Source organism: Enterococcus thailandicus, from assembly GCF_001886265.1.
Lineage (GTDB): Bacteria > Bacillota > Bacilli > Lactobacillales > Enterococcaceae > Enterococcus_B > Enterococcus_B thailandicus.
This window is the reverse complement of the sequence record NZ_JXLE01000013.1, coordinates 16,488-37,584: the sequence shown is the minus strand read 5'-3', so window position 1 is coordinate 37,584 and position 21,097 is coordinate 16,488. Positions and strand designations below refer to the sequence as shown.

Genomic DNA, 21,097 nt, shown 5'->3' with positions numbered 1-21,097 from the left:
GAAAAAATGAAGAATCAAAAAATAAATTATGATTCTGTTCTAAAAAAAATGATCAAACAATGGGAACTGGCACAAAAAAAGCCAACCATTTTAATCCACACCTGTTGTGCTCCTTGCAGCACGCACACATTAGAATTTATGTCAGAGCATGCAGAAGTCACTTTATTTTTCTCGAATTCAAATATCCATCCTAAAAGTGAATATTTACGTCGGTTAGCAGAGCAACAACGGTTTGTTGATGAATTTAACGAAAATACGAATCATCAAGTGAAACTAATTGTCGATGAGTATCGTCCTAGCGTTTTTAACAAAATGGTGTTGGAAAATCAGTTAGAAAATGAAAAAGAAGGTGGTGCACGTTGCACAGCTTGCTTTAATATGCGATTAGATTTAGTAGCACAAAAGGCACAAGAATTAGGCTATGATTACTTTGGGAGTGCCCTAACAATCTCGCCCAAAAAAAATGCGGCATTGATCAATCAAATTGGAATGGATATCCAAAAAATATATGGCACCCATTATTTGCCTAGTGATTTCAAGAAAAATAAGGGCTATGAACGCTCGATTCAGATGTGTAAGGAATATGATATCTATCGTCAATGTTATTGTGGTTGTGTATTTTCTGCCAAACAACAAGGGATTGACTTGAAAAAAGTGAATCGTGAAGCGAAAGAATATCTAGCGAATCAATAAAAACTTCATAAAAACGTAAGAAAAAAATAAAAGAATTATGATAAATATCAAGTAACATAGAAAGATCAGATGATACTAGAAAAGGAAGAGATATGATGCGAAAAGTAGCACCGATTTTAAAACCAATCGCAGTGTTAACCATTTCCACAATCGTGGCAACTGCAACCGGCGTAGTTAATAGCTCAAGTTATCGGGCTCCTAGCTCAAACTCCACGCCGCCAACTACAGAAGAAACGACACCAACTAGTTCGTCATTACCAAACACCCAGTCAACAGAGACAGGGGCTGAAACAACGGATTCAACAACTTATGAAACACCTACAAGTAGTTCAAAAGATAATTTTGGTGTAATTGATTCTGGTTCAGAGAATAACGATACGAATAACCAAACACCAACCACGAATTCCTCTGCAACGGAAGATGATGCCACTACAACTAGTGATGCGACTGGAAATGATACCACGCCGGAAGCAGAGACAGCGAATTCGCAGGACGACGTTGCAACACAAAAAGCGGGAACGCAAATGAGTAATCAGCAAGCAGGTGAGAATCAATGACATTTTTATTAGATTTGATTAATGGTGTGCACAAATTTTTAGGCTATTTGGATATTAGTCCAAAATATTTGAATCGAGGATACACGATTTTAAGCGTGATTCCAACGATGTATTTATTGCGAATCATTTTTGGTTTGTGGCAAAATCAGAATTATTTACAGTTTTTCCTTTATGGAATTGTTTTTTTAGTTTTAGTTTATTTTATCGTTTTAAACATCTTCTATTACTTTTTTGACAAAAACTCGAAAGCAGATGTCACACAAGTGTTCGTTAAGTACTTGCCAGATGAAGCTTTCAATATTCAAACGGAAGGTGGCATTCAAACTGGAAACACACTTCAATCAGTAGATACAGAAGAAGTGACTGTTGACTATAATGAAGATTATCAACTGCAATTGGCTGAAAATATGAGTTATTTGATTGCAGAGGGTCAAATCAAGGTTAATGATCTTGGTCGAATGGATGGCTTTTTAGTTGATCGTAATACGTTATATCCATATTATTACGTCAAAAAAGTAAGTGAACAAGAATATGTCTTGAAGATTGGAAAAAACTATTCAGAGTTAGTTGAGGTCGGCAAAATTCATGCAAAAGCTGGTCAGGAAACAATTAATCCGGTAGGGCTTTTTATTGTTGGTGGTGATTTCGTGAAAGATGGTCTGCGCTACCATGAGCCATATCGTCTAAAATTGATAGCGAAAAAAGAGCAACTGCAAGCAGCTACAGGAGAGCCTGTTGTTTACAGTCGAAGCCAGCGTCGAAAACATTCATAAAAGAAGTGAGACTTGCTAGTAAAGAATTTCCAAAAGAAAGCAGATTGTTTCTTTTGGAAAGTGGCAAGTTTTTCTTTTTTTATGCCTAAAATCGAAAACACAGAGGTCACTAAAAATGACACTTTTTCTTTTCTTTATTCTGTAAAAAATGTAGAATAAAAGGTAAGCATAATCTTATGTTATCAGTTTTATTTTTAAATGAACAAAGAGAATAAAAAACGAATGCAAAGAAAAAAGGAGGGATAGTGTGAAAAATTTTTTGAAAAACTGGGGCGTATTAATTCTCGTTTTGGCAGCTATTTTGCTAGCTAGAGTTTTTGTTTTTACACCAGTAACTGTCAATGGTCATTCGATGGATCCAACATTGAGTGATGGACAACGATTGATTTCATCTAAAATTTCAAAATATGAACGTTTTGATATTATTACCACGAAAGAACCGGAAGACGAAGAACGGATGATCGTGAAACGAATAATTGGGATGCCTGGTGACACAGTGAAGATGGTCAATGACCAGCTGACAATCAATGGGAAAAAATATGATGAATCTTATTTGGATGAATACAAAGAAAAGTTTGCCGATGACAAATTGCAAAACGAGTATTCTTATAATGAGTCATTCCAAATTCAAGCAGAAAATTCGACAAATTTCACTAGTGATTTTGAGTACACGGTGCCGGAAGGAAATTATTTGGTTTTAGGCGATAATCGCTTGATTTCAAAAGATAGCCGAATTTTTGGTTTAGTTGATGAAAAATTGGTTCAGGGAAAAGTAGTTTTCCGTTATTGGCCGTTGACAGAAATTTCGTTGATTAGTTAAGGTTGTGGCGCAAAGTGATTAGCTTCAAGTGATAAGGAATCTTTTCTAAAAATAACTTTTCATATTTTATGAAAAGAGAACTTATTACCGAAGAAGCTGCTTTGGGAACACCGAGAAAGAAGTTGTGAAAGAAGTGTTCAACTCCAATAAATAGGAATGAATTTTCAGAAATTANCTTATTACCGAAGAAGCTGCTTTGGGAACACCGAGAAAGAAGTTGTGAAAGAAGTGTTCAACTCCAATAAATAGGAATGAATTTTCAGAAATTACTTCTCAAATTTTTGTGAAATTTAGGCTTATTTGGAAGGAGTTACTTCTTGAGCACCGAGGAGAAGGTTGTGGCTTCAAGCACTCAGCTTCGAAAAAATAAAGCGTTTAGCTTCAAGCAATACGAAGTTCTTTCAAAAAATAGCTATTCATTTTACGGAAAAATAATGATTGTAGAAAAGAGTGCAACCCGAAGGACGAAAGGTAAAACACAGCTAACGAAAAAGAGACTGAGACAAAACTAAAAATCCAGTCGTTCTTAACAGATAAAAAAAGCCTAAATCAACGTTTTCAAAAACGGGTTTTAGGCTTTTTTTCTATCCATTAGGCTACTTTTGCCCCAGCCCCTTTTTATTTCTGGCTAATAGCTAAGAACAAAGAAGCTGGTTGCCTCATAAAAAGGTTTTCTCCTTCATGGAAAGTTTCTAGCTTGAGGGGTGTTAGTCCAGCTTCTGCCAACAATTGCTCCAAAGGTTCTTGCTCAAATCCATTATGGACTTTTGGATGGTTGACTGCTTCATTTTTATTGAAGTCGACAATGAATAATTGACCGCCAGGGTTTAATAGTTCTGCTAGTTTTTTCAGAATCAATTTAGTATCGGGGATATGTAAAAGTACTAAAGATACCAGCAAAAGATCTGCTTTTTGACTCGGTAAATCCTTCGTCAAGTCTGCTAACTGAGTATGCACATTATTTAAGTGACTGTGAGTTATTTTTTGGTCAGCAACAGTTAACATTGCTTTAGAAGCATCCATGATCCAAGTTTCTTTGAATAACTTTGCCAAAGGTAAACTAACAAGTCCAGTACCGCCACCATAGTCAATAAAAACTTTTTGGTTTGTTTCTTTGGGTAAATTTTGACGAATTTCTGCACGAATAATTTCTGCGAGCGCCAATCTGTCAGGTGTGTCATAATGATTGGCCATTTGATTAAAAATATTTTCAGACATAGAAAGTCTCCTTTAACATCGTTGATAAGAAATTGATTGTAACATAAATTTTTTAGGTTAGCTGAAACAACGTTTATCGAGCTGTTTCAAATAAAAACAAGGAGAATCACTTCTTTGTTGAGATGGAATTAAGACAAATAAAAATGACTTTTCAAACTTATTTCAGTATGGTTAAAAATTGTCACTGTAAAAAATGATGAAAATCAAGTATAATACCTTAGGAACAAACTGGAAGGTGAACGGATAAATGGCACAACTTTTTTTTAAATATGGCGCAATGAATAGCGGCAAAACAATTGAGATTCTAAAAGTAGCGCATAACTACGAAGAACAAGGGAAAAATGTCGTATTAATGACCAGTGGTGTTGATACACGTGATGGGATTGGTGTAGTTTCAAGCCGAATTGGTTTGAAGCGAGAAGCCATACCAGTTTTTGAAGAAACAGATGTATTTGAATTGATTAGCCAAATGATTGATGAAGAAAGACCTTATTGTGTCTTGATTGATGAAGCGCAATTTTTGAAGAAGAAACATGTCATTGCGTTCACAAGAATTGTTGACGAACTAAATATTCCAGTTATGGCATTTGGTTTGAAAAATGATTTTCGAAATGAGTTATTTGAAGGATCAAAATACTTATTGCTTTATGCAGACAAGATTGAAGAAATGAAAACAATCTGTTGGTTCTGTCACAAAAAAGCAATCATGAATTTACATTATATCGACGATCAGCCTGTTTATGAAGGGGATCAAGTCCAAATTGGTGGAAATGAAGCTTACTATCCAGTATGTAGACATCATTATTTTCACCCACCAGTTATCAAAGAAGGAGAATAAGCATGTACGATCAATTACAATCAATTGAAGACCGTTATGAAGAACTGGGTGAGTTACTGAGTGACCCAGAAGTAATTACGGATACAAAACGCTTCATGGAATTATCAAAAGAAGAAGCAAACACACGCGAAACAGTTGAAGTTTATCGTCGTTATAAAGAAGTTGTCCAAGGAATTTCTGATACGGAAGAACTTTTAGGCGAAAAGCTTGATGATGAAATGGCTGAAATGGCAAAAGAAGAGTTATCAGATCTAAAAAAAGAAAAAGAAGTTTTAGAAGACCGCATTAAAATCTTACTTTTACCAAAAGATCCTAATGATGATAAAAATATCATCATGGAAATTCGCGGCGCTGCTGGCGGGGACGAAGCAGCCTTGTTCGCAGGTGATTTATTCAATATGTACCAAAAATATGCAGAAGCACAAGGTTGGAAAACCGAAGTGATGGAAGCGAATATTACTGGTATTGGCGGATACAAAGAAGTGATCATGATGATTACGGGCGAAAACGTGTATTCAAAACTAAAATATGAAAGTGGCGCACACCGCGTACAACGTGTGCCATCAACTGAATCACAAGGGCGCATCCATACATCAACAGCTACAGTTGTTGTTATGCCAGAAGCAGAAGAAGTTGAAATTGATATTGAAGACAAAGACATTCGTACAGATATTTATCATGCATCTGGTGCCGGTGGACAGCACGTCAATAAAACGGCATCTGCTGTTCGTTTGACTCACTTACCAACAGGAATCGTGGTCGCAATGCAGGACGAACGTTCACAGTTGAAGAACCGAGAAAAAGCAATGAAAATTCTACGTGCGCGCGTGTATGATAAAATTCAACAAGAAGCACAAAGTGAGTATGATGCAACTAGAAAATCAGCTGTTGGTACAGGTGATCGTTCAGAGCGTATTCGTACGTATAACTTCCCACAAAATCGAGTAACCGATCATCGAATCGGTTTAACGATCCAAAAATTAGATCAAATTTTAGCTGGAAAATTAGATGAAATCGTAGACGCCTTGATTATGTATGATCAAACTTCTAAACTGGAAGCTATGCAAAATGGATAAGAAAACATATCGAGAAGCCTTGTTAGGGGCTTCTTCTTTTTTAGAGGCGCAAGGCAAAGAAGGTTATAGTATCCAATTCTTATTTCTGGAAAGAAAACAATGGCAAAAATTAGATTGGTTATTGCATATGAATGAGGTGATTTCAGAAGCTGACCAGCTCTTGATCCAAACGGATATGAAATTATTGCTGGAAAATCATCCCCCCCAATATTTACTGGGCTATGCAGATTTTTATGGTCATCGACTAAAAGTAACGGAGGCAACTCTTATTCCACGCCCAGAAACAGAAGAACTGGTGGACTGGTGTTTGGCGGAAGTAGCTGGTTCTGAACAAGCCGTTATTGACATTGGAACGGGAACAGGTGCAATTGCCATTAGTTTAAAGGCTGAAAGACCAGAATGGCAAGTTTCGGCAGTAGACTTATCTGCGTCTGCCCTGGATGTCGCAAAAGAAAATGCTGAAAAAGAACAAGCTGAAATCGATTTTTATCTCGGTGATACATTGGAGCCGGTCTTAGATCAACATTTTGACATAATTATTTCTAATCCACCATATATTAGTCACAAAGAATGGGATTTAATGGATGAAAGTGTTCGAACGTTTGAGCCTAAAATGGCATTATTTGCAGAAGCTGATGGCTTAGCGATTTATCGGAAAATTGCGAGGGAAGCACCAGACGTCTTGACTGAAGAAGGAAAGATTTTTCTTGAAATTGGTTTTCGTCAAGGAGAGGCAGTCCAAAACATCTTTCAACAGGCATTTCCGCATAAAACGGTCATAGTAAAAAAAGATCTATCTGGAAATGAACGAATGATTCAAGTTTATTAACAGGTCTGTGGATGAAAAAATTTTTTAGTGTTTTTTTATGATAAAAAAACACTGATATAACAGTTAAAAAAGCGATTTTAAAACTTATCAACATACTTATCCACTATTGACAAATAACTTATCAACAATTTGGGGATAACCTGAGGATAAATCGTTAAAAATCAAGGATTTTCAAAAAAAAGGATGTGGATAAACTGTGGAAACAAAACGATATAATGAATCAGAATTGAAAGAAGCGGCCCAAGCATTACGCGATGGCTCACTGGTGGCTTTTCCTACAGAAACGGTCTACGGATTAGGTGCTAATGCACTTTTACCCGATTCAGTTGCGAAAGTATTTACAGTGAAAGGACGACCACAAGATAATCCATTGATCATTCATGTTGCTTCGTTTGACCAAGTAAAAGAATATGTGGATAACTTTCATCCTGCAACAGCTAAAATTGTTGAAAATTTCTGGCCTGGACCGTTGACGATGATTTTTGAAATCAAAAAGAACAAGTTACCAAGTGTCGTAACAGGTGGCTTATCCACAGCTGCTTTTCGAATGCCAGATAACAAAAAAACACTTGAAGTTATTCGCCAAGCGGGTGTGCCTTTAGTAGGACCAAGTGCAAACACGTCAGGTAAGCCAAGTCCAACAACGGCAGATCATGTGTACCACGATTTACATGGGAAAATTACTGGAATCCTCGAGGATGGAGCAACTCGAATTGGGGTAGAATCAACCGTAATTGATTTAAGTAATCCTGATGCAGTGCCAATGATTTTACGACCAGGTGCAGTGACCAAAGAGCAATTGGAAGAAGTTGTAGGAGAAGTTTCTGTTGACAAGCATTTAGTGAAAGAATCGGAGACACCGAAAGCACCAGGAATGAAATATAAACATTATTCACCTGACACAAAAGTCCTGATGGTTCATGATAATGATTGGGCAGATGCTATCCAATGGGCAAAAAATAAAGGGTTCAGAACAGGCGTGATTGCTGGACCAAAAATTGCAGAAGAGACACGATTTGATACAGCAGCTGTATATATGTTTCATGATGATTCTATTGAAGCGGCGGCAAAAGGTTTGTTTGCAGGTCTACGTGGTTTAGATGAACCACTGCTTGGATTGGACTTGATTTTTGTTCAAGTTTTCCCTAACGAAGGGTTAGGTGTCGCTTACATGAACCGTTTGAAAAAAGCGGCGGCTCAAAATTATTTTGAAAAATAGTCTAATACTTTTTACGATGAATTTTTAGTATGATACAATGCAGTATACTAGTTAAAAGGAGCTGTTGTTTGTGGTGGACTACAAAACGTTTGACCCTGATCTATGGAATGCAATTGCACGTGAGGAAGAGCGACAAGAAAATAATTTGGAGCTGATTGCTTCTGAAAATGTTGTTTCTGAAGCGGTGATGGCAGCACAAGGAAGTATTTTAACAAACAAATACGCTGAGGGATATCCTGGACATCGTTACTATGGCGGTTGTGAATTTGTTGATATCGTGGAAAATTTAGCAATTGACCGTGCCAAAGAATTATTTGGTGCCAAATTTGCAAATGTTCAACCACATTCTGGTTCGCAAGCAAATACTGCGGCATACCTTGCCTTGGTAGAACCTGGTGATACGATTTTAGGTATGGATCTTTCTGCAGGTGGACATTTAACACATGGATCACCAGTAAATTTCAGTGGGAAAACGTATCATTTTGTGGCTTACGGCGTTGATCCAACAACAGAAGTCATTGACTACAATGTTGTACGAATTTTAGCACGAAAACATCATCCAAAATTAATTGTTGCGGGTGCTAGTGCTTATGGAAGAGAAATTGATTTTGCGAAATTCAGAGAAATTGCTGATGAAGTCGGCGCAAATTTAATGGTTGATATGGCACATATTGCTGGTTTAGTAGCTGCTGGTGTTCATCCTAGCCCAGTACCATATGCTGATATTACAACAACAACAACGCATAAAACACTTCGCGGTCCACGTGGTGGAATGATTTTAACAAACAGTGAAGAATTAGCGAAAAAAATCAATAGTGCTGTCTTCCCAGGAATCCAAGGTGGTCCATTGGAGCATGTGATTGCTGGAAAAGCGGCTGCCTTTAAAGAAGCTTTGGCCCCAGAGTTCAAAGAGTATAGCGAACAAGTTGTTGCCAATGCTAAAGCGATGGTTAAAGTGTTCAATCAAGCAACGGGTACGCGTGTTATTTCAGGTGCCACTGATAATCATTTGATGCTAATCGATGTTCGTGAGATGGATCTTAATGGGAAAGAAGCAGAAGCAATTTTAGATAGTGTAAATATCACAGTAAATAAAAACTCAATTCCATTTGAAACATTAAGCCCGTTCAAGACAAGCGGTATCCGGATTGGGACACCTGCAATCACTACACGTGGCTTCAAAGAAGAAGACGCAGCTCAAGTAGCTGAACTTGTTGTGAAAGCTTTACAATCAAAAGGTGACGATGCCCAGTTAGACGAAGTAAAACAAGGCGTTCGTGAGTTGACTCAAAAATATCCTTTGTATTCAAAATAAATTTTAAGGTAAAACTATTTGGTAGATTGTGACACAAAATGCTTAGCTCCGACAAGATAGTGAGCAAACACACAACTTTTCATATTTTGAGGAGTAGGCAAACTATATCGAGGAGTTGTTTTGGGAACACCGTGGATAAGGTTGTGAAAGAAGTGTTCAACTCCAATAAATAAGAATAAATTTTCAGAAATTGCTTCTCAAATTTTTGTGAAATTTAGGCTTATTTGGAAGGAGTTACTTCTTGAACACCGTTTATTCGTAAAAAGGAGTTATGACAAGAGTTTTGTCATAACTCCTTTTTTGCGAAAAACTTTTTTAATACGTTGGTTGAACAGATGACAGTTGAGTGTATTCTCATAGAGAAAAAAGCAATTGGAAGAGAATGAGGATTTGATAAAGTTGAAGCGACTTCCTCAAAAATTTGACTGATTATTTTTAAACAAATTAAACTAGACTATGATTTTCTTCCGGAAAAAGGCAACTCGGACTAGCTAAACTGATAATTTTGTTTTAAAATAAAAAAGAAACGACAGAACAAAGGAGAGCTAAAAATGGGCAAATTTCAAGTGATCGACCATCCATTAATTCAACACAAACTGACTATTATTCGAGACAAAAACTGCGGAACAAAGGTTTTTCGTGAAGTTGTCGATGAAATCGCTATGTTAATGGCGTATGAAGTATCACGTGATATGCCACTAGAAGATATCGTCATTGAAACACCAATTACAGAATCAACACAAAAAACATTGTCTGGAAAAAAAGTAGCAATCGTACCAATCTTGCGTGCAGGTATTGGAATGGTTGATGGAATTTTAGAACTGATTCCTGCTGCTAAAGTTGGCCATATTGGTTTATATCGTGATGAAGAAACATTAGAACCACACGAATATTTCGTTAAATTACCTGAAGACATCGACGTACGTCAATTATTTGTTGTTGATCCAATGTTAGCAACTGGTGGCTCAGCAATCATGGCTATTGATGCTTTGAAAGCACGTGGCGCATCAAACATTAAATTTGTTTGTCTTGTTGCTGCACCAGAAGGCGTGAAAGCTTTACAAGAAGCACACCCTGATATTGATATCTACACAGCAGCTCTTGATGAAAAATTAAATGAACAAGGGTACATCGTTCCTGGTTTAGGGGATGCTGGTGACCGTTTATTTGGAACAAAATAGTTAAAGGCTATAAGTTCAAATTTAGTTAAGAAATAAAAGATACCATTCTCTTTCTAATACGGAGAGAATGGTATCTTTTATTTTATCTAATGAATCAAAATGGTTTTAAATAACTTTTTTTGAAATTAAAAAAACATGTATTCTTTATTTTATCTATATTGACTGTCTTGTTTTTCTGTTGGTATAATTATTTTAGAATTAAAATTCTATATAAAAATAACGGGAGGTATAGTTTTGGAAAACGTGGTGTTTCGTAATGGCTTGTTAGTAGGAGTATTGTTATCGACGTTATTGTTAACAAGTACGGTAAGTGGACAAGTAATACAAGGGAATGAAAGCGCAATCTCTGACAGTGTTCTGTTGGAAGATAAGGGTTGGAAAGTCGAAGTTGCTAACTGGCAAGAGCTAAAAGATGCTTTAAGTGATGAGTACGTTTCAGATATCACATTAGCGAATGATTTGACATTAGAGTCAACTGTAGCGATTCAGGGAGGAGAAAAACATATTCATGGAAACGGTCATACATTAGATGCGAATTCTTATCAAATATATTTTAATGAAGATTCGTCAATCGGGTCCATTGATAGTGCAACGATTATCAACACAGATATTTATGGCTTATTGTGGAGTGACAATCAAAATGTGCAAATTACATATGAAAATATTACCCATAGTGGGAAGCAAATGATTTACTTACCAAACGGGAAATTGATTCTAGCTGGAAAAGTTAGTAGTCATTCGGATACAGAGGAAGTTTTTCAAGGAAAAGAAATAGAATTAACGACGGGTGCAGAAGTTTTATTTGAAAACGACTCTACTCTTTGGGCGCCAGTGTCAATGGATTATGACCAAGCGAAATTAACGATTGGAACAGGTGCAAGCTTTACATTAAATTCTAGTTCAATTGGCATTTATGGCGGAACTAATTTTATATTGACAAATCAAGGAGATTTGGAAGTTACCTCAAAGCTACATCAAGCAATTCATTTAGCTTCAAAGAGTAAAATGAATTTTGAAGCAGGAAGTAGTACGAAGGCAAATGGCGGAGACACAATTGAAGAAGCAGTTGAAGCCACTTCAGGAAGTATATTTGTACGAACAGGTGCAGATTTTGTTGCAGAAAGTAAAGGGACACAAGGAACTTTGATCGCAGGTGAAAAGATTGTGTTTGAAGATGGCGCAAATTTCTCAATTACAAATCATAATAAAAATGGAGTTGTCATGGGTTCTTACACGACTCCAACAGATGTCAGCATTGCTTCAACCAGAGGAATCAATACTTGGAATTTGGGAAATAGTGAAGCAAGCCAGCCAGATAAAGTGTACCAGAAAACAACAGCTACTTTTACGTTGTCAGGCTATCTATCGAGTGTGAAACAAACGAACATGCAATCAAGTAATGCAGATTTTTCGAGTACATATGTCACAGGACAAACAAGTAAAATTCAAGGTGGAACTTACGTCGGAGAAAAAATTGATGCACCTGTTTTTAACGTTGTGAATGACAAAGATAAGCAGTTAACTGGTCTTGGTACACCAGGAGCAACAATTAATGCTTACGTAGACGGCGTGCTGCTTGGAACTGGAGTAGTAGGGGCAGATGGTCGCTGGACAATCTCGATTGAGCCACAAGCAGAAGGAACAAAAATTGATGTGAATCAAGTTGTTGACGGAAACGAAAGTGAGTTTGTTTCACAAGTCGTTAGTCATTTGGATCAAACAGTTAACTTTTTTAAATTAGGTTACTGGCAAGGATATGGTCTGATTTTAGAAGGTTCAATTGATAACGGAAGCTTAGACTTAACAAATAAAGATGCTGTGAAGAAAACGCTTCATCTAACAGCAACGGATGGAACAGAGGTCGGAACGTTTGCTTGTGCAAACCATGATTGGTACAACACTGGCGTTTTCAATGGCTATCAAGCAATTGTTGAAGATACAGTGCTAGCTGGGCTAGAACCAGGCGAATATAAATTAAGTATCACACTTGAAGTAGGCGACTTTAAAGAAACACAAGACTTAAATGTCGCAAGTGCTGTCCGTGATAACTATGCGCACATCTTTACTGAAATTCCAGAAACAACCGTTGGTAGTCACACCATTGCGCCATTAGATAAAGATGGCATTGGCTATTTAGTCGTAAAATAAATGATAACGTACAATAACTTGCAGAGTTAACAAAATACTTAGCAAATCAACTATTTCTTGGAGGAAAGAATAATGATAAAAAAAGCAATTTATTTTTCCGTGACATTATTCACTTGCGCAGTGATGATGAACGGAAGTGTTGGCTTAGCACAAACAATTTCGAATGCTGAGAGACAAAATGAAATTGAAGTGTATAAAGGATTAGCAGAAGTGTCTACTCCTGAACAGTTAAAGGCTGCTCTGATTGACAGTTCGATTACAGAAATTAGTTTGCAAAATGATCTGGACTTAAAAGCAACGATTTTAGCTAATGCTAAAAATAAAACGATTTATGGCAATAACCATAAAATCAATGCCAATCTATTTCAAATAAAGGTCACTGTTGAAGATGCCCAGATAGCATTAAAAGATATAAAAATTGAAAATACCGATAACTATGGGGTATTTTGGAGCGATCAACCTAACGTTGTATTGAATGTTGAGAATGTTGATTTTGAAAATGGGCATCAATTTACTTACTTGCCTTCTGGTGAATTACAAGTTGCAGGAAACTTTAAATGTGTTTCCAATTTAGAAGAGGCATTTCAAGGAAATAAACTAACAATTTTACCGAATGCAATTGCAGATATGCGTGCAAGAGTGGGCTATCCTAATCCCGCAACAAATGGAATTGATATGATCGGTACGAATCCAAATGTTACGATTGGGGAAAATGCTTCTTTAAACGTTCAAGGTACACTTCACGGAATACACAACAATTCAAATCTGACATTGACTAATGAAGGAGCGTTAGAAGTTCATGGATTTGGTGGTTCTGCCATTAGTGTTGATAATAATAGTTCTGCATATTTTGCATCTGGAAGTACCTCAAAAATAAGTGGCAGTACAGGAATTGTTGGAAAGAACACCGATATTACAGTAAAAGATGGCGCTACTTTTGAAGCGGTTGGTACAAAAGCACAGGGAACAATTATGAGTAATGGAAAAATTATTTTTGAAGAAGGAGCCAACTTTAAAATTGTAAATAATAATAGTCAAAAATTAGGAACTATTTTTGGGAGCAATATTGGTGGAAAAGCAACTATCCAACTGAATTCTAAGGAAGGGGTAAAAACTTGGGTGCGTGGTCGGGCGCTTCTTCAAACACCAGATCAAATTTATGCTGAACCAGTTGAAGCAGAATTTTCACTTACTGGAATTGGCAGTACTGCTGTTCAGGAAATGATTTCCTCTTCAAACGAAGATTTTTCGGCTGATTTTATGGCGAATCAAGTAGGAAAAATAATTGGCGGTTCATTCGTTAATGATGATACACCGTGGCTTTTATTGCCACCTACTATTCAAAGCGAAGTAACATCTGTTGATGACGAGTTACAAGGAACAGGTTTCAAAGGAGCAACAGTTATTGCAGAAGTAAACAATGTTGAAATTGGAAGGACAACTGTTGACGAAGATAAACAATGGGTAATGGACATTCCTGCACAGCTAACGGGCACTATTATTGAAGTTCATCAAGAATATAATGATAAGGTCAGCCTAAATATAACTGTTAACGTTAAATAAAAAAACGTTGAGAAAAAGTACTAAATAAAAACTGGGCTCTCACTGTCAAGAGAGTCCATTTTTTTATGCGATAGGTTATTGTTAACGATTTAAATGGGGTGAACGGTAACGAGTACAGTATCACCAATCTCCTTTTTGATTTTCTTTCGAATTTCTTTTTTTATACCGAGAATATAGCAAATGCTGCCGTCTTCATTCTTCACTCCCATGTTTACAATACTTCCTTGATAATCTTCACCATCAAAAGTAGCATGGACTTTTATACGCCCTTGATGAAATTCTTTTCGGAGGTCGTAAGGAAAGATAACGTAGGCCCCACCTTTGCCAGCTTCAGAACAATAAATTTTTGATTCAAACTGATAACTTTTCATCATAGTAAACTTCCTTTTGCTGTGAGGTATTTTTCAATATAAAATAAATAAGTAATTTTTGCTATAAAAAAGAGCCTAAGACAAGTGAATGCCCAAGACTCTTGCATTTGTTTAGTTGCAGCCAAGTACTTTGTGCCACAACTTCATTCACGGTGTTCAAGAAGTAACTCCTTCCAAATAAGCCTAAATTTTACAAAAATTTGGGAAGCAATTTCCGAAAATTTATTCTTATTTGTTGGAGCAGGTCACTTCTTTCACAACCTTTTTATGCCAGCTGCAGGAATCGAACCTGTGACCTACGCGTTACGAGTGCGTTGCTCTACCGACTGAGCTAAGCTGGCAAATGCCAAAGAAATTATAAACCCAATCTTAATGAATGTAAAGAGATATTCGTAGATTTTATCAATTTCATGATTTTTTTCATAAAATGTGCTATAATTGTAATGAAAGGCAGGTTTTATGAAATGGCAACTTTTGGAAAATTTGATACACATGTCGTCCCGTCAGAATTGGGTGAAAAATTTACAATTGACACTCACGTCACTTTTACAGTACATGGAAAACCACAAACTGGCACGATTTCAAAGCAGCTTAAGAATTCTGCAGTGGTTGAAATTGATGAAACTGCTGAAAATGCCAACCTGATGACCCAAAGCAAAGGCGTAGTTATTATTAATTACAAACAATTACAAAAAATTTAGTCATGAACCATCTCGTACCAGTGAGATGGTTTTTTCTATGTCTTTTTATAAAATAAAAAAGAGACTAGGATTTATTTTTATCCCAGCCTCGTTAAAAAAATTTGTATTGATTGACGTATGTTTTAGTGAGAATCAATTTGATGAGGTTTCATTTTCTCTGTTTCACGAATGATATAAATAGGACGACGCTTGGTTTCATGGAAAATTTTCCCAATATATTTGCCAATAATACCAAGGCACAACAACTGGATTCCACCGATGAATAAGGTAATTGAAACCATAGAAGGCCAACCAGATGTGGGATCGCCGAATAAAAGAGCGCGAACAATGATAAATAAAATTGCAATCCCTGAACCGATACAAGAAAGTGCGCCAATTAATGCAGCTAAGGTAAGCGGTGCATCAGAAAAGTTGATGATGCCATCAATCGAATAACTTAACAGCTTCCAAAAAGACCATGAAGTTTCTCCAGCTACACGTTCACGATTTTCATAAGAAATATATTCTGTTTTAAAACCAACCCAGCTGAATAAACCTTTAGAAAAACGATTGTATTCTGTTAATTCTAAAACAGCATTGACCATTTGACGCGTCATCAAACGAAAATCGCGGGCGCCATCCACCATTTCAGTATCACTGATTCGGTTAATCAATTGATAGAATTTTTTGGCAAAAAAACTACGGATTACTGGTTCGCCTTCCCGAGTAGATCGTCTTGTTCCGATGCAATCAACATCAGAGGTCAAGATACGCTCAATCATTTTTGGTAACAATTCAGGCGGGTCTTGCAAATCAACATCCATGACGGTGACTAAATCACCTGTTGCAGCTTGCAAGCCAGCATATAATGCAGCTTCTTTTCCAAAATTTCTGGAAAATGAGACGAACCGCACGGAATCATAGGCATTAGCTAATTCTTTGATGACAGGTAAGGTCTGATCTTTGGACCCGTCATCAATAAACAAGTATTCAAAAGTATAAGTTCCACGATATTTTTCAACTTCTTGGAAAAAGAGTGGAATTGCTGCTTCTTCATTAAAGCAGGGTACGACGATAGAGACTTTCATTCGTTTGTTCCTTTCTGTTGCTCAACAACTAGTACTTGGTTAGTTGATAAGTTGAGTATTATGCTTTTTAGTGATATGTCTAGTGTAGCATTTCATTCAAAATTAAAAAAATTTTTCTTTAAAGAAATTGCTAAAAAACAGGAAGAAAGCTCCTTCCAGTTGCAATTTTACCTGAGATAGTAGATGATGAAGCAAACTTTTGAAATAGTTTTAAAGATTATTTTTTACATACAATTCTAAGGAGGAAAGTCTACCACACATCTGTTGAGTAGGCACAAAGAAAATCATGAAGATGAACACAATTGCTGGGGATCTTTGGTTTGACGCAGACGAAAAAGGAGTAACAAAAGTTAGCTTTACTTTGATTGAAGAGAGCGAAAATGCTAATCAGGAAATTTTGAACTTGACCAAAGAACAATTTACAGAATATTTTGCTGAAAAGCGAGAAGCGTTTACAGTTCCATTATCGATTAAAACAGGTACGGCATTTCAGCAAGATGTTTGGCAAGCATTAATCAATATTCCTTATGGCGAAACTCGTAGTTACAAAGAAGTTGCTCAGGCAATTGACAACCCGAAAGCAGTGCGCGCAATTGGGCAAGCGAATCGAGTAAATCCTCTGCCAATTATTGTCCCTTGCCATCGAGTAATCGGCCATAATGGTCAGTTAACGGGCTACATGGGCAATGGAGAAGAAGGGTTAGCCAAGAAACGTAAATTGCTTTTATTAGAAAAAATTCTTTCAGAATAAAGATGAATAGAAAAAGTTAGAGGCACAAAAAAAGTATGTCAGAAAGATTCTGACATACTTTTTCTCCTGTTTTATTGTAAGCGAGGATTTTTATAGGCGAATGAGCCAAATCAAACCTACCGCTAAAATCGTTTGACAAAGACCTACGGCAAGACCATAAGATAAAAATCGTGGACCTTCTTTCATAAATTTGACAAAGTCTAAACGAAGACCAATGGCAGCTAGCGCAGTGATTTCAAACCAAGTGCTGATAAAATGTGCAGTGTGATCAATCACAGTCGGTAGCGTGAACACGCTATTGACTAGGCAAAATGCTAGAAACCCTAAGACATACCATGGTAGTGGTAATTTTCTTTTATTCACATCTTGAAGATTTTGAACAAAGTTTTCGGGGTGTTTACGAACCATTACTTTTTCAAAAATATATACTACAACTACGAGTAATACAATACGTAAGATTTTGAAGAGCATTGAAAATTGAACAACAGAAGCATCTAAAAAGCTAGCTCCGGCAACAACTTGACCGACAGATTGAAGTGTTCCACCTAAAAGTGCACTTTTTTCGATGAGATTAGCACCGAAAAGCTGAAGACCTAAAAATGGTAAAGTCAACATCATTACGGTTCCTAATAAGTTAACTAACGTAATGATTTGTCCTTTTTCTTCTTCGTCAGCGCGAATGCTTGGCCCAATCGCTGCGATGGCAGACGAACCACAGACTGCGTTACCACCTGCCATCATCAATGAAGCAGTATCAGAAAATAATAATTTTTTCCCGATAAAGTATGCTGCCAAGATTGTCCCTGTCATTTGTAAAAGAATAAAAAAGATTCCTTTGACGCCAATTTGCGCAATCGTTTGAACAGTTACTGTTGCGCCTAATAAGAAAACAGAACATTCAAGCAAGAAACTTTCTGCAAACTTTGTCCCAGTAGCTAATACTGGCTGTTTGAACAACGTGTTTCCTAAAAGAATCCCTAATAAGATAGCAATTGTTGCCCCTCCTAATGTAGGTAAAAAAATAGCTAAAACACGACTAATGGCTGCGACAATGATTGACAATCCTAGACCAGGTGCAATCTGTTTGAAGCGAGCCATCGCTGTTTTATTTTGGTGTATTGATAAATTATTCATGAATCAGAATCCTTCCTAGTAATATTTTAACTGATAGCTGTATTATAGAGAGAAAATAACTATTTGTAAAATTGATAATTACTATATTTATGATTATGTTTTGTAATGTTAAGGCTAACAAGTTACAATAGTAAAAAAGAAATAGAAAGAAGTGAACGTAATGTTTGAATGGATTCAGACATTTTTAGTTGTTTATGAAACACAGAATTTTAGTATTGCGGCAGAGCGATTGTTCATCTCACAGCCGACAGTATCTTCACAAATCAAAAAGTTAGAAGATCGGTTAGAGATTCAATTGTTTTTGAGAAATGGCAAGCAGAAAATTACAGCAACTAAAGAAGCTGATTTTTTATATCCTAAATTTTTAGCAGTCATGAATGAATTATTTACTTCGGTTGCCCAAGCTGCCAAAAAAGATAACTTTAAAGAAAATTGTGTCATTGCTTGTTCTCATACGACCGCAATTTATTTGTTACCCAAAGTAATGAAATCTTTAGTTGAAACTTTTCCGTTAATTGATTTCAGTATTAACATGATGAATTCAAACGAGGTTGCTTTGGCTGTTCAAGCTGGGCACGCGGACATTGGTTTGTTGGAGAAGCCGTTAGCAACAAATGATATTCGTAAAGAAATCATCTTAGAAGACCAATTGGTTTTGGCTGGTGATGCTGAAGCAGCGCATTGGTTAATTCGTGAAGAAGATTCTGGTATACGTTTCTTTAATGAATTATACTTGAATGAGTTTGATTTACATCCACAAATCATCTATGTGAACAATAATGAACTGTTATTACAACTGATTCGTGAAGGTGTTGGAAAATCAATCGTGTCATCATTATCGATTACAGAGGATATGAAGTGGCAACCGCTAGGTAATTTTTTACAAAAGAGGGATATTTTTATTGTAGCTGGTCATAGTAGTACAAACTCCCTAATTCCAGACGTCTACGATTGGCTGAAGCAGAAGCTAAAAACATTCTTTCATGAAAAAGAAATCAAGCAGAGAAAAGGTGAGAACAATGAAATTTTTGATTGAAACGATTAAACCAGAGGATTATTCAGCGACTAAGAGAATGGTTTATGAGGCATTTTTAACGGCAGAGCATCGAGATGGCGATGAGCATGAATTGATTGAGCGATTAAGAGGAACTGAGGCGTATGTTCCAGAGTTAGAAGTAGTGGCGAAAAAAGAAAATCAAATAGTTGGCTATGGACTACTGACAAAAATCAATATCTTATCTGAAGATTCAGCATACCAAGCATTAGTACTTGCGCCATTAGCAGTTAGTTCAACTTGTCAGCGTCAAGGAGTGGGTGCTGCAATTCTTCGAGAACTCGAAATACGAGCGAAACGATTAGGCTATGTGGCAATCAGTATTTTAGGTGAACCTGCGTATTATCAAAAATTTGGGTACTTCCCAGCAAGTCAAGCCCAAATTCGTTTGCCTTTCGATGTGCCCGACGCGTACTCTTTGATAAAATTTATTGGAGAAAAACCAGTGAAAACTGCTGGTGTCATTCAATATTCATCGGCTTTTGGAATTTAGTGATGGAAAGTTAATTTTTTCCCAAATCTCATTTGCTGAGACTTTCAATTATAGAATCAGACCGCTATAATAAATAGCAGTATGGTTTTAGGAAAAGGGATGAAACATGGAAAAGAAAAAAAGAGCGTCAAACGATAATCGGATTGACTACGGTGTCATTTTACCAGTGTTCCTTTTATGTTTAATTGGATTACTTTCTTTATACGTAGCACTTAGTCACGATCCGAATAATCCATCTGTCTTTCGAGGTGTAATGATGCAAACCGTGTGGTACATGGTTGGAGCTGTAGCAATTATTGTTATTATGCACCTGAATTCCAAATGGATTTGGAAGTTAACACCCTATTTATATGGTCTGGGTTTAGTAGTCATGGGATTGCTACTCAAATTTTATGACAAACAGCTCGCATTGGTAACTGGGTCAAAAAACTGGTTTAGTTTTGGCTCCTTCACTTTTCAGCCAGCGGAATTAATGAAAATTGCGTACATTTTGATGATGGCGTTAATCGTGACCAAGCACAACAGTCAGTTGAAAGAACGAACGACGAAAAATGATTTGTGGCTGATTGCTAAGATGTTGCTTGTAACGTTACCTGTTTTAGCTTTAGTTATGGCACAAGATGATTTTGGAACGATGCTAGTTTTCTTGGCTATCTTTGGTGGGATTTTCTTGATGTCAGGGATTTCTTGGAAAATTGTCATTCCTGTCGTAGTGATCGCTTTAGTTGTTGGGGCAGGGCTGATCTATTTAGTTACGACAGAAGGCGGAAGAGATTTATTATATAAAGTTGGTTTTAAGTCTTATCAATTTGCTCGGATCGATTCGTGGCTAGATCCTTTCCACGATACTTCTGGTATGAGTTATCAACCTGCCCAAGGCTTATTGGCAATTGGTTCTGGTGGATTATTAGGTAAAGGGTTCAATACCAGTGATGTATATGTACCTGTTCGTGAATCAGATATGATTTTTACAGTGATTGGCGAGAATTTTGGGTTTATTGGCGGCGCGTTCGTGATCTTTTTATATTTTATTTTGATTTATCGAATGATTCGCGTTTGTTTTGACACAAATAATGAATTTTATGCGTATATCGCTAGTGGATTAATCATGATGTTATTGTTCCATGTTTTTGAAAATATTGGCGCAAATATTGGTTTACTACCACTAACGGGGATTCCCCTACCATTTATTAGTCAAGGTGGTTCATCTATTTTGGGAAATATGATTGGGATTGGTTTAATTCTATCCATGCGTTTCCAAAACGAGACACCTGACAAAACATCTAGGAGGTAAGA

Annotated in this window: 21 protein-coding genes and 1 tRNA gene; 17 read left to right on the top strand and 5 right to left on the bottom strand. The window is 36.6% G+C overall.

The features are described 5' to 3' along the window. The first annotated feature begins 6 nt into the window (after window positions 1–6). The 4 genes from RV17_RS09655 (at window position 7) to lepB (ending at window position 2,843) form a co-directional block, all read left to right on the top strand. Complete coding sequence (locus tag RV17_RS09655; protein WP_067483114.1) at window positions 7–693, top strand: epoxyqueuosine reductase QueH; 687 nt, start codon at window positions 7–9, stop codon at window positions 691–693. A gap of 95 nt (window positions 694–788) precedes the next feature. Beyond that, window positions 789–1,250 carry a hypothetical protein gene (locus RV17_RS09650; protein WP_067482825.1) on the top strand — a complete coding sequence of 154 codons (462 nt, stop codon included), beginning with the start codon at window positions 789–791 and terminating at the stop codon, window positions 1,248–1,250. After that, window positions 1,247–2,023, top strand: coding sequence for a DUF6681 family protein (locus RV17_RS09645; protein ID WP_071869103.1), 777 nt, complete (start codon window positions 1,247–1,249; stop codon window positions 2,021–2,023). The genes RV17_RS09650 and RV17_RS09645 overlap by 4 nt, the downstream gene beginning before the upstream one ends. 247 nt (window positions 2,024–2,270) lie before the next feature. Beyond that, a complete protein-coding gene (lepB, locus tag RV17_RS09640) occupies window positions 2,271–2,843 on the top strand; it encodes a signal peptidase I (protein ID WP_067482821.1) in 573 nt (190 codons plus the stop codon). 618 nt (window positions 2,844–3,461) lie between these two features. Here lepB and RV17_RS09630 read toward each other — a convergent pair. Then, window positions 3,462–4,061 carry a class I SAM-dependent methyltransferase gene (locus tag RV17_RS09630; protein ID WP_067482817.1) on the bottom strand — a complete coding sequence of 200 codons (600 nt, stop codon included), beginning with the start codon at window positions 4,059–4,061 and terminating at the stop codon, window positions 3,462–3,464. A 247-nt stretch (window positions 4,062–4,308) separates the two neighbouring features. Here RV17_RS09630 and RV17_RS09625 point away from each other — a divergent pair, with 247 nt between their 5' ends. The 8 genes from RV17_RS09625 to RV17_RS09590 all read left to right on the top strand — a co-directional run bounded on the left by RV17_RS09625 (window position 4,309) and on the right by RV17_RS09590 (window position 14,230). Next, the gene (locus RV17_RS09625) at window positions 4,309–4,899 is read left to right on the top strand and encodes a thymidine kinase (RefSeq protein WP_067482815.1); all 591 of its coding nucleotides are present in this window, start codon (window positions 4,309–4,311) and stop codon (window positions 4,897–4,899) included. A gap of 2 nt (window positions 4,900–4,901) precedes the next feature. Beyond that, window positions 4,902–5,975, top strand: a complete 1,074-nt coding sequence (gene prfA, locus RV17_RS09620; protein ID WP_067482813.1) for a peptide chain release factor 1 — start codon at window positions 4,902–4,904, stop codon at window positions 5,973–5,975. Continuing rightward, window positions 5,968–6,804 (top strand): peptide chain release factor N(5)-glutamine methyltransferase, encoded by an 837-nt coding sequence (prmC, locus tag RV17_RS09615; protein ID WP_071869102.1) that lies wholly within the window; start codon window positions 5,968–5,970, stop codon window positions 6,802–6,804. Before prfA ends, prmC begins: the two co-directional genes overlap by 8 nt. 196 nt (window positions 6,805–7,000) lie before the next feature. Further along, the gene (locus tag RV17_RS09610; RefSeq protein WP_071869101.1) at window positions 7,001–8,023 is read left to right on the top strand and encodes an L-threonylcarbamoyladenylate synthase; all 1,023 of its coding nucleotides are present in this window, start codon (window positions 7,001–7,003) and stop codon (window positions 8,021–8,023) included. A gap of 70 nt (window positions 8,024–8,093) precedes the next feature. Further along, entirely contained in the window at window positions 8,094–9,338 is a 1,245-nt protein-coding gene (gene glyA / locus RV17_RS09605; RefSeq protein ID WP_071869100.1) for a serine hydroxymethyltransferase, read from the top strand. Between the two features lie 551 nt (window positions 9,339–9,889). Then, on the top strand, window positions 9,890–10,519 hold the full coding sequence (gene upp / locus RV17_RS09600) for a uracil phosphoribosyltransferase (protein WP_067482804.1): 630 nt from the start codon (window positions 9,890–9,892) through the stop codon (window positions 10,517–10,519). A gap of 243 nt (window positions 10,520–10,762) precedes the next feature. After that, complete coding sequence (locus RV17_RS09595) at window positions 10,763–12,667, top strand: pectate lyase-like adhesive domain-containing protein (protein WP_249024361.1); 1,905 nt, start codon at window positions 10,763–10,765, stop codon at window positions 12,665–12,667. Window positions 12,668–12,739: 72 nt separating this feature from the next. Next, window positions 12,740–14,230 (top strand): pectate lyase-like adhesive domain-containing protein, encoded by a 1,491-nt coding sequence (locus RV17_RS09590; RefSeq protein WP_071869098.1) that lies wholly within the window; start codon window positions 12,740–12,742, stop codon window positions 14,228–14,230. Between the two features lie 89 nt (window positions 14,231–14,319). Here the strand turns inward: RV17_RS09590 and RV17_RS09585 are convergent, their stop codons facing one another. Together RV17_RS09585 and RV17_RS09580 are read right to left on the bottom strand one after the other, a co-directional pair. Further along, window positions 14,320–14,601, bottom strand: coding sequence for a DUF1905 domain-containing protein (locus RV17_RS09585; RefSeq protein WP_082294022.1), 282 nt, complete (start codon window positions 14,599–14,601; stop codon window positions 14,320–14,322). 268 nt (window positions 14,602–14,869) lie between these two features. Then, window positions 14,870–14,942 (bottom strand) — tRNA-Thr (locus RV17_RS09580). A 123-nt stretch (window positions 14,943–15,065) separates the two neighbouring features. Between RV17_RS09580 and RV17_RS09575 the strand changes: the two genes are divergently transcribed. After that, window positions 15,066–15,302 carry a hypothetical protein gene (locus tag RV17_RS09575; RefSeq protein ID WP_067482796.1) on the top strand — a complete coding sequence of 79 codons (237 nt, stop codon included), beginning with the start codon at window positions 15,066–15,068 and terminating at the stop codon, window positions 15,300–15,302. A 122-nt stretch (window positions 15,303–15,424) separates the two neighbouring features. Here RV17_RS09575 and RV17_RS09570 read toward each other — a convergent pair whose 3' ends face one another. Continuing rightward, window positions 15,425–16,369, bottom strand: a complete 945-nt coding sequence (locus tag RV17_RS09570; protein ID WP_067482794.1) for a glycosyltransferase family 2 protein — start codon at window positions 16,367–16,369, stop codon at window positions 15,425–15,427. Window positions 16,370–16,655: 286 nt separating this feature from the next. Between RV17_RS09570 and RV17_RS09565 the strand changes: the two genes are divergently transcribed. Next, on the top strand, window positions 16,656–17,120 hold the full coding sequence (locus RV17_RS09565) for a methylated-DNA--[protein]-cysteine S-methyltransferase (protein ID WP_071869097.1): 465 nt from the start codon (window positions 16,656–16,658) through the stop codon (window positions 17,118–17,120). A gap of 90 nt (window positions 17,121–17,210) precedes the next feature. Here RV17_RS09565 and RV17_RS09560 read toward each other — a convergent pair whose 3' ends face one another. Beyond that, window positions 17,211–18,254 (bottom strand): YeiH family protein, encoded by a 1,044-nt coding sequence (locus RV17_RS09560; RefSeq protein ID WP_071869096.1) that lies wholly within the window; start codon window positions 18,252–18,254, stop codon window positions 17,211–17,213. Between the two features lie 160 nt (window positions 18,255–18,414). On the opposite strand from RV17_RS09560, the gene RV17_RS09555 reads away from it, so the two are divergent. The 3 genes from RV17_RS09555 to RV17_RS09545 all read left to right on the top strand — a co-directional run bounded on the left by RV17_RS09555 (window position 18,415) and on the right by RV17_RS09545 (window position 21,095). Beyond that, entirely contained in the window at window positions 18,415–19,290 is an 876-nt protein-coding gene (locus tag RV17_RS09555) for a LysR family transcriptional regulator (protein ID WP_071869095.1), read from the top strand. Continuing rightward, a complete protein-coding gene (locus RV17_RS09550; protein WP_071869094.1) occupies window positions 19,274–19,801 on the top strand; it encodes a GNAT family N-acetyltransferase in 528 nt (175 codons plus the stop codon). The genes RV17_RS09555 and RV17_RS09550 overlap by 17 nt, the downstream gene beginning before the upstream one ends. Before the next feature lie 106 nt (window positions 19,802–19,907). Then, the gene (locus RV17_RS09545) at window positions 19,908–21,095 is read left to right on the top strand and encodes an FtsW/RodA/SpoVE family cell cycle protein (RefSeq protein WP_067482779.1); all 1,188 of its coding nucleotides are present in this window, start codon (window positions 19,908–19,910) and stop codon (window positions 21,093–21,095) included. Window positions 21,096–21,097 lie beyond the last annotated feature (2 nt).